General features: G+C 50.1%; 7 protein-coding genes and 1 riboswitch. Of the genes, 5 read left to right on the top strand and 2 right to left on the bottom strand.

The annotated features are described in order from the left end of the window. Positions 1–99 precede the first annotated feature (99 nt). Positions 100–1,017, top strand: coding sequence for a DNA-binding transcriptional regulator OxyR (oxyR, locus tag MUG06_RS21755; RefSeq protein WP_215848192.1), 918 nt, complete (start codon positions 100–102; stop codon positions 1,015–1,017). On the opposite strand, the gene sthA is transcribed toward oxyR, so the two are convergent. After that, positions 1,000–2,400: a Si-specific NAD(P)(+) transhydrogenase gene (gene sthA / locus MUG06_RS21760; RefSeq protein ID WP_215848193.1), complete on the bottom strand. Its 1,401-nt coding sequence runs from the start codon at positions 2,398–2,400 to the stop codon at positions 1,000–1,002. The two genes, oxyR and sthA, sit on opposite strands and share 18 nt — an antisense overlap. A 192-nt stretch (positions 2,401–2,592) precedes the next feature. On the opposite strand from sthA, the gene fabR reads away from it, so the two are divergent. Together fabR and MUG06_RS21770 are read left to right on the top strand one after the other, a co-directional pair. Beyond that, positions 2,593–3,237, top strand: coding sequence for an HTH-type transcriptional repressor FabR (gene fabR / locus MUG06_RS21765; protein ID WP_215848194.1), 645 nt, complete (start codon positions 2,593–2,595; stop codon positions 3,235–3,237). A gap of 18 nt (positions 3,238–3,255) precedes the next feature. Next, positions 3,256–3,609, top strand: coding sequence for a YijD family membrane protein (locus tag MUG06_RS21770; protein WP_243080013.1), 354 nt, complete (start codon positions 3,256–3,258; stop codon positions 3,607–3,609). 34 nt (positions 3,610–3,643) lie between these two features. Here the strand turns inward: MUG06_RS21770 and trmA are convergent, their stop codons facing one another. Further along, positions 3,644–4,747 (bottom strand): tRNA (uridine(54)-C5)-methyltransferase TrmA, encoded by a 1,104-nt coding sequence (gene trmA, locus MUG06_RS21775; protein ID WP_243080014.1) that lies wholly within the window; start codon positions 4,745–4,747, stop codon positions 3,644–3,646. A 111-nt stretch (positions 4,748–4,858) separates the two neighbouring features. Then, positions 4,859–5,041: riboswitch (cobalamin riboswitch) on the top strand. A gap of 69 nt (positions 5,042–5,110) precedes the next feature. On the opposite strand from trmA, the gene btuB reads away from it, so the two are divergent. Then, positions 5,111–6,997: a TonB-dependent vitamin B12 receptor BtuB gene (gene btuB, locus MUG06_RS21780; protein ID WP_243080015.1), complete on the top strand. Its 1,887-nt coding sequence runs from the start codon at positions 5,111–5,113 to the stop codon at positions 6,995–6,997. Then, a complete protein-coding gene (murI, locus tag MUG06_RS21785) occupies positions 6,942–7,793 on the top strand; it encodes a glutamate racemase (protein ID WP_243080016.1) in 852 nt (283 codons plus the stop codon). The genes btuB and murI overlap by 56 nt, the downstream gene beginning before the upstream one ends. The last annotated feature ends 130 nt before the right edge of the window (positions 7,794–7,923 follow it).

Here is a 7,923-nt window from a genome sequence, read left to right on the forward strand (position 1 = left end):
AATTTGATGGGTGCATTATTCCCATCGCAGCTTGATAGGGCTAATCGTTCATTGCTATTCTATCTATCGCCACGGGCTATCGTGGTTTGGAGGGTAACAATGAATATTCGTGATTTGGAATACCTGGTTTCGCTTGCTGAGCACCGTCATTTCCGCCGTGCTGCGGATGCATGTCATGTTAGTCAGCCGACGCTAAGCGGACAGATTCGTAAGTTAGAAGATGAACTGGGCGTAATGCTGCTTGAGCGTACCAGCCGTAAGGTCTTATTCACTCAGGCTGGGTTGTTGCTGGTGGATCAGGCTCGTACCGTGCTGCGTGAAGTTAAAGTGCTGAAAGAGATGGCGAGCCAGCAGGGTGAAGCGATGTCAGGTCCATTGCATATTGGACTGATTCCAACCACCGGCCCCTATTTGTTGCCGCAAGTTATTCCTATGCTGCATAAAACGTTTCCAAAGCTAGAAATGTATCTGCATGAAGCGCAAACCCAGCAGCTGTTGGCCCAGCTCGACAGCGGCAAACTTGATTGCGCTATTCTGGCATTGGTGAAAGAGAGCGAAGCCTTTATTGAGGTGCCGCTGTTTGATGAGCCAATGAAGCTGGCAGTGTATCAGGATCATCCGTGGCACGATCGTGATCGCGTTCCGATGTCCGATCTGGCTGGTGAGAAGCTGCTGATGCTGGAAGATGGTCATTGCTTACGCGATCAGGCGATGGGTTTCTGCTTTGAAGCGGGCGCTGATGAAGATACCCATTTCCGTGCGACCAGCCTCGAAACGCTGCGCAATATGGTAGCAGCCGGCAGCGGTATTACGCTGTTACCTGCGCTGGCTGTGCCAAATGAACGTATTCGTGATGGCGTCTGTTATTTGCCTTGTTACAAGCCGGTGCCTCAGCGCACGATTGCGCTGGTATACCGTCCGGGTTCACCTCTGCGCAGCCGTTATGAACAGCTGGCAGAGGCTATTCGCACTCACATGCAAGGCTATTTCGATACCACGTTAAAACAGGCGGTTTAAGCCATTTAACGCGGCGACGCGATAGGCCTCAGCCATGGTGGGGTAGTTGAAGGTGGTATTCACGAAATACTCAATCGTGTTGCCACCGTTTTTCTGCTCCATGATCGCCTGACCAATGTGAATAATCTCGGCGGCACGCTCACCAAAGCAGTGAATGCCGAGAATTTCTTTGGTCTCGCGGTGGAACAAAATCTTTAGGCTTCCCACATTCATGCCAACGATCTGTGCACGCGCCAGATGCTTAAACTGCGCACGACCGACTTCATAAGGCACTTTCATCGCTGTCAGCTGCTGCTCGGTTTTACCCACAGAACTGATTTCAGGAATGGTGTAAATTCCGGTTGGGATATCTTCAATTAAATGCGCTGAGGCTTCTCCTTTGATCAGTGCTTGTGCCGCAATGCGGCCCTGATCGTAAGCAGCAGACGCAAGACTTGGATAACCAATAACGTCACCGACCGCATAAATATGCGGTTGCGCAGTTTGATACATGCTGTTCACTTTCAGCAGACCGCGGCCATCGGCTTCCAGTCCAACGTTTTCCAGCGCCAGCGAATCGGTGTTCCCGGTACGTCCATTCGCGTAAAGCAGGCAATCGGCTTTCACCTTTTTACCTGATTTCAAATGCATGATTACGCCATCGCTTACGCCTTCAATTTTCTCAAACTCTTCGTTGTGACGAATCACCACACCGCTGTTCCAGAAGTGATAAGACAATGAATCTGACATCTCCTGATCCAGAAAGGCCAGCAGACGATCGCGGGTGTTGATCAGATCAACCTTGACGTTAAGTCCCCGAAAAATTGACGCGTATTCGCAGCCAATGACACCGGCACCATAAATAATCACGTGGCCAGGTTCGTGGTGAAGGTTGAGGATAGAATCGGAATCATAAACGCGAGGATGGGTAAAATCGACGTCTGTTGGGTGATAAGGTCGGGAACCGCAGGCAATGACAAATTTTTCTGCGGTCAAACGCTCGCGTGAACCGTCAGGCTGTTCGATTTCAATGGTGTTGGCATCAACAAACTGTGCGTCGCCTTGGTAAAGTTCACAACGATTACGTTCGTAAAAGCCTTGGCGCATGGCCGTTTGCTGGCTGATGACGCTTTCGGTGTGGTTAAGAATATCAGCAAAGGAGGAGCGAAGAAGTCGGGTCTGATCACTGTAGAGCGGGTTTTGGTTGAACTCGATAATGCGACTCACTGCATGACGAAGCGCTTTTGAGGGGATGGTGCCCCAGTGCGTACAACCGCCGCCGATGTTGTGGTAGCGTTCGATCACCGCGATGCGCGCACCTTGCTTCACTAGCCCCATCGCCGCACCTTCACCGCCGGGTCCTGAGCCAATCACAATGGCATCGTAATCGTAAGACTTTTGCATACCAATACGTCCTATTATTTATACATTTTTACAACGGGATTCTAACATCTCGCCGCGCACATCTGAATTCTAACAGCGATTTTCAACGCAGTTTGACAAAGAGTGAGGTTCACAGCCGTTCACAAAGTTTGCGCTCATGTACGCTGAAAATTTTGTTATAGTGCCCATTCAACACCGCAAAAGGCCGATAGAATGGGCGTCAGAGCGCAACAGAAAGAACGTACACGACGTACACTGATTGAAGCAGCCTTCAGTCAGCTCAGCGCCGAACGCAGTTTTACCAGTTTGAGTTTGCGTGAGGTTGCCCGCGAAGCCGGCATTGCGCCGACCTCCTTTTATCGCCACTTTAAAGATGTCGATGAACTCGGTTTAACCATGGTTGATGAGAGCGGATTAATGCTACGTCAGCTGATGCGCCAGGCGCGACAGCGCATTGCCAAAGGCGGCAGCATCATTAAAACCTCGGTCGCCACCTTTATGGAGTTTATCGGGAACAACCCCAATGCATTCCGCCTGTTACTGCGCGAACGTTCTGGCACTTCTGCCGCTTTCCGTGCTGCGGTTGCGCGCGAAATTCAGCATTTTATCGCTGAACTGGCTGATTATCTTGAGGTCGAAAATCGCATGCCGCGCAGCTTTACTGAAGCCCAGGCTGAAGCAATGGTCACCATTGTATTTAGTGCGGGCGCGGAAGCGCTGGATATCGATGCCGATCAGCGCAGCAAGCTGGAAGATCGCCTGGTGCTGCAATTACGCATGATCGCTAAAGGCGCCTATTACTGGTACCGCCGTGAGCAAGAACGTCTGGCGGTCACATTGGATAAAACTGAAGAGTAATCAAACAAGGATAATGCCATGACCCAACAGGTTACCCGCGATAAAGGCACACTGTTATTGGCTTTTATTACCGGTTTAGCGATTAACGGCTCGTTTTCGGTGCTGTTCAGCGCTTTTGTGCCGTTCTCTATATTTCCCATTATTGCGTTGGGTTTAGCGGCGTGGTGTTTGCATCAGCGCTATCTGAACTGCAATATGCCGGATGGCATGCCCGGCTTAGCGGCCGCGTTTTTTCTGTTGGGAATTTTGGTTTACAGCGCATTAGTACGGGCTGAATATCCTGATATGGGATCGAACTTTATCCCGACTATTTTGATGGTCGCGCTGGTGTTCTGGATTGCCACGCGTATCAAGCGGAAGCGCAATCAGTAAAAGTAAAAGCGGGAACCCAGGGGTTCCCGTTTTTTTAGGCTTTGCGCGTGAGCAGCACGCCGCATTCCATATGATGAGTATAGGGAAACTGGTCAAACAGCGCTAAACGCGTAACAACATGGGTTTGCGCCAAAATGTGCAGATTGTCGCTCAGCGTTTGCGGATTACAGGATATATAAAGGATGCGCGGATAAGCCTGCACCATCTTCACTGTTTCATCATCTAATCCGCTGCGCGGCGGATCGACAAAAATTGTCTCGCATTCATAGCTTTTCAGATCGATACCTTCCAGACGATTAAAACTGCGTACACCGTTCATCGCCTGCGTAAATTCTTCCGCCGCCATGCGAATGATCTGCACGTTGTCAATCTGGTTGGCCGCAATATTGAATTGCGCAGAGGCTACAGAGGGTTTAGCAATCTCAGTGGCTAGCACCCGACGGAAATTGCGCGCCAGCGCCAGCGAGAAGTTGCCGTTGCCGCAGTAAAGTTCCAGCAAATCGCCTTGCGATTCTTTTGTGACATCCAGCGCCCATTCCAGCATTTGAATATTCATCGCCGCGTTGGGTTGGGTGAAGCTATTTTCAACCTGACGGTAGATGAGTTCGCGGCCTGCGACCGGCAAGCGCTCATCAACGTAATCGTGGTCGAGGCAAATTTTGGTTTTGGTTGCGCGGCCAATGAGCTGAACATCAATACCTTCTGCACGCAATTGATCGCGGAGTTCGCTTGCCGCCTGCTGCCAGACATCATCCAGCTTGCGATGGTAAAGCAGTGAAATCACGATCTGATGACTCATTGTCGACAGGTAATCGATCTGAAACAGCTTGTGGCGAAGCGTACGATTGTCACGGATCGCGGCGATCATTTTTGGCATGACCAGATTGATTAATTCGCTGGCCGCCGGAAATTGATCGATACGGATACGTTCGCGCGTCTGTTGATCAAAGATGATGTGATAGATGTCATCACCATCGTGCCACAAGCGAAATTCTGCGCGCATGCGATAGTGGCTGACCGGCGAACGGAACACCTCCACTTCGGGCGCAGCAAAAGGCGTCATCATCGTGGTTAAACGGCTGACTTTTTCCGCCAGTTGCGCGTCATATTCTTCAATGGGGAGATGTTCGGGCGTCATGATCAATCCTGGTTAATAGCAAACTTGCCGGGCGATTGTAGGCATTCAATATCTGTTGTCCAGTGTTGTGCTGATAAGATGTTTGGAAGTCTGGACTTCCGTATCGCCACTCCGTAGACTGCGTGCGCCGGCCTCAACCTGAGTTAATAGGGAATCCAGTGGAAATCTGGAGCTGACGCGCAGCGGTAAGGAATGTCGTGGTGATTGCATTTGCAGACACTGTCCTGCGGGATGGGAAGTCTTCATCATTTATGGTTCCCAGCCCGAAGACCTGCCGGTGTGACGTCGCAACTCGTACGATCATCGCGTGCTATTGATTGTATGCCTGCGGCATCCTGCTTGGTCTTTTGGATGCTATTAAAAATGAATAAAACTACAGCATCGCTGTTCGCCTTCAGTGCAACGGCGATTTCTCTCTGGGCGCAAAACGGTTTCGCTCAGGAGAATGATGATACGCAAATTGTGACCGCAAACCGTTTTGCACAGCCGGTATCTTCGGTACTGGCTTCAACCACCGTAGTAACGCGTGAAGAAATTGAGCAGTGGCAATCTAAGAACCTTGTCGAGGTGATGCGTCGCTTGCCGGGCGTAGATATTGCGCAAAGTGGTGGCATTGGGCAAAGCGCTTCTATGTATGTACGCGGTTCTGAAGCTCGTCATACGCTGGTGCTGATTGACGGTGTTCCGATTGCAAAGCCGGGAATTACCGGTGTCTCTGATTTTAATCAGATCCCAATTTCTATTATTCAACGTATTGAGTTTATCCGGGGCCCGCGCTCGGCAGTATATGGTGCCGATGCTATTGGCGGTGTCGTCAACGTTATTACGCAAAACCCAGAAAATCAAAACACCCTTTCAGCTGGCTTGGGGTCTAAGCAATATCAAGAATACAGCGGCAGCGTGAATCAGAACATTACTGATAGCACACGTATCACGGTTGCCGGTTCCTATCAGGGAACAAACGGCTACAACGTTCAACCGGATTCTGGCTATTCTATTGATCGCGATCGCGATGGTTGGCGTAATAAAGCGTTTTGGGCGGGTGTGGAACATCAGTTCAACGACATGTTTTCTGGCTTTGCTCGTGGCTATGGTTATTCGGCAAATTCGGATTACGATGCGAATTATAGTGGCGGCCAGGATGAGCAGCAGATCTATAATCACTCGTTTGACACGGGCCTACGCTTTAATAAAGACGACTTCTCATCGCAACTCTCCGCCAGTTACCAAAAGTACAAAAGCTATAACTATGCCAGCATTGATGGCCGCTACGCCGACTCCAACAGTTTGGATGATATGGAGCAGCGAAATCTTCAGTGGGGTAATACCTTAGCGGTTGGGCATGGAACGGTTAGCGCCGGGCTGGACTGGCAGCAGCAGAAGCTGGTATCGACTGGGCAGCTTTATTCAGGTGCGCCACGTGAGTCGGATAGCTATAAACAAGATAATACCGGTGCTTACGTTACTGCTCAGCAGCAGTTGGGTACGGTAACGCTTGAAGGCTCTGTGCGCGGAGACGACAACGAAGATTATGGCCGTCATGGCACCTGGCAAACTGCAGCCGGATGGGAATTTGTTCCTGGTTATAAAGCCACCCTGTCTTATGGTACAGGCTTCCAGGCGCCTACGCTTGGTCAACTCTACGGGCAAAAACGCTTTGGTATCAGTTCAAACCCAGATTTAGCACCTGAAAAATCGAAGCAATGGGAAGCTGGACTCGAAGGTCTGACAGGCCCAGTTAATTGGCGCATTGCTGCATATCATAATCAGATCAATGACCTGATTGATTATGCCAGCGATCCTGTTACTTATGAGGGCGGTTATTACAATGTAAAAGCTGCGACGCTGAAAGGGATTGAGGCAACAGCAGCTTTTGATACCAGTTTTGTTCACCATCAAATTACGTTGGGCTACCTTGATGCACGTCGTGATTCAGACGGTGAAACACTGGCTCGACGTGCTCGTGAGCAGGCAAAATATCAGTTAGGTGCGACAGTGTATGATTTCGATGTTGATGTCATATACCAATACTTCAGTAAGCGTTATGACAATAACACCAGTGAATACGCAAATGTGCAGCGTCGTCTATCAAGCTACAGCACAGTAGATCTTGCTGTGTCGTATCCGGTCACTTCGCATCTCACCGTTCGTGGTAGAATTGCCAATCTGTTCGATAAAGACTACGAGACAGCGTATGGCTATCAAACTCCAGGACGAGAGTATTACCTCAACGGGAGCTACAGCTTCTAATCTGCGTCCCACCGTGCTGGTATTTGACTCTGGCGTCGGTGGGCTTTCCGTCTATGATGAGGTTCGGCAGCTTTTGCCGGATCTTCATTATCTCTACGCCTTCGACAATGCGGGCTTTCCTTATGGCGAGAAAACCGAAACGTTCATTATTGAACGTGTCGTTGCTATCGTCGAAGCGATCACTCAGCGATATCCTCTTTCTTTAGTGATCATCGCCTGCAATACAGCGAGTACCATCTCTCTACCGGCGTTACGTGAGCGTTTTGCCTTTCCGGTTGTTGGCGTCGTGCCAGCGATTAAACCGGCGGCGCGTTTAACGCGTAATGGTGTGGTGGGCTTACTGGCTACGCGAGCGACAGTACGCCGTCCTTATACACATGAGTTGGTGCAGCAATTTGCGACCTCATGCAAAATCGAAATGTTGGGGTCGGCGGAGCTGGTGGAGTTGGCTGAAGCGAAGCTGCATGGTGATGAAGTATCTTTAGACGAGGTGCGACATATTGTTCAGCCTTGGCTAAGAATGTCTGAACCGCCAGATACGGTTGTGTTGGGATGTACGCACTTTCCTTTATTGTGTGAAGAGCTTCAGCAAGTATTACCAGAAGGAACACGTCTTATCGATTCTGGTGCTGCTATCGCACGTAGAACGGCTTGGTTGCTGGAGCATGAAGCACCGGTGGTACGTTCTTCCCAGGAAAATGCAGCATTTTGTACGCAAATGGACAGCGAGGCGGTGCAATTATCGCCCGTTCTACAACGATATGGCTTCCCTTTGCTTGAAAAACTAGCGGTTTAACGCGTTTGAGTTGAAAAAAACAGCAGTCAGAAAATTAATTGAAAATAGCACTTGTCAGCCCGGAAGAACTCCCTATAATGCGCCTCCACTGACACGGCAAACCGGCAACGGGATGGCGGTTCAGGAGACA

This window comes from Pantoea sp. MQR6 (assembly GCF_022761075.1).
Lineage (GTDB): Bacteria > Pseudomonadota > Gammaproteobacteria > Enterobacterales > Enterobacteriaceae > Pantoea > Pantoea phytostimulans.

Coding starts and splice junctions, on each gene's coding strand:
- oxyR (WP_215848192.1), top strand. CDS start 100: ATGAATATTCGTGATTTGGAATACCTGGTTTCGCTTGCTGAGCACCGT.
- sthA (WP_215848193.1), bottom strand. CDS start 2,400: ATGCAAAAGTCTTACGATTACGATGCCATTGTGATTGGCTCAGGACCC.
- fabR (WP_215848194.1), top strand. CDS start 2,593: ATGGGCGTCAGAGCGCAACAGAAAGAACGTACACGACGTACACTGATT.
- MUG06_RS21770 (WP_243080013.1), top strand. CDS start 3,256: ATGACCCAACAGGTTACCCGCGATAAAGGCACACTGTTATTGGCTTTT.
- trmA (WP_243080014.1), bottom strand. CDS start 4,747: ATGACGCCCGAACATCTCCCCATTGAAGAATATGACGCGCAACTGGCG.
- btuB (WP_243080015.1), top strand. CDS start 5,111: ATGAATAAAACTACAGCATCGCTGTTCGCCTTCAGTGCAACGGCGATT.
- murI (WP_243080016.1), top strand. CDS start 6,942: ATGGCTATCAAACTCCAGGACGAGAGTATTACCTCAACGGGAGCTACA.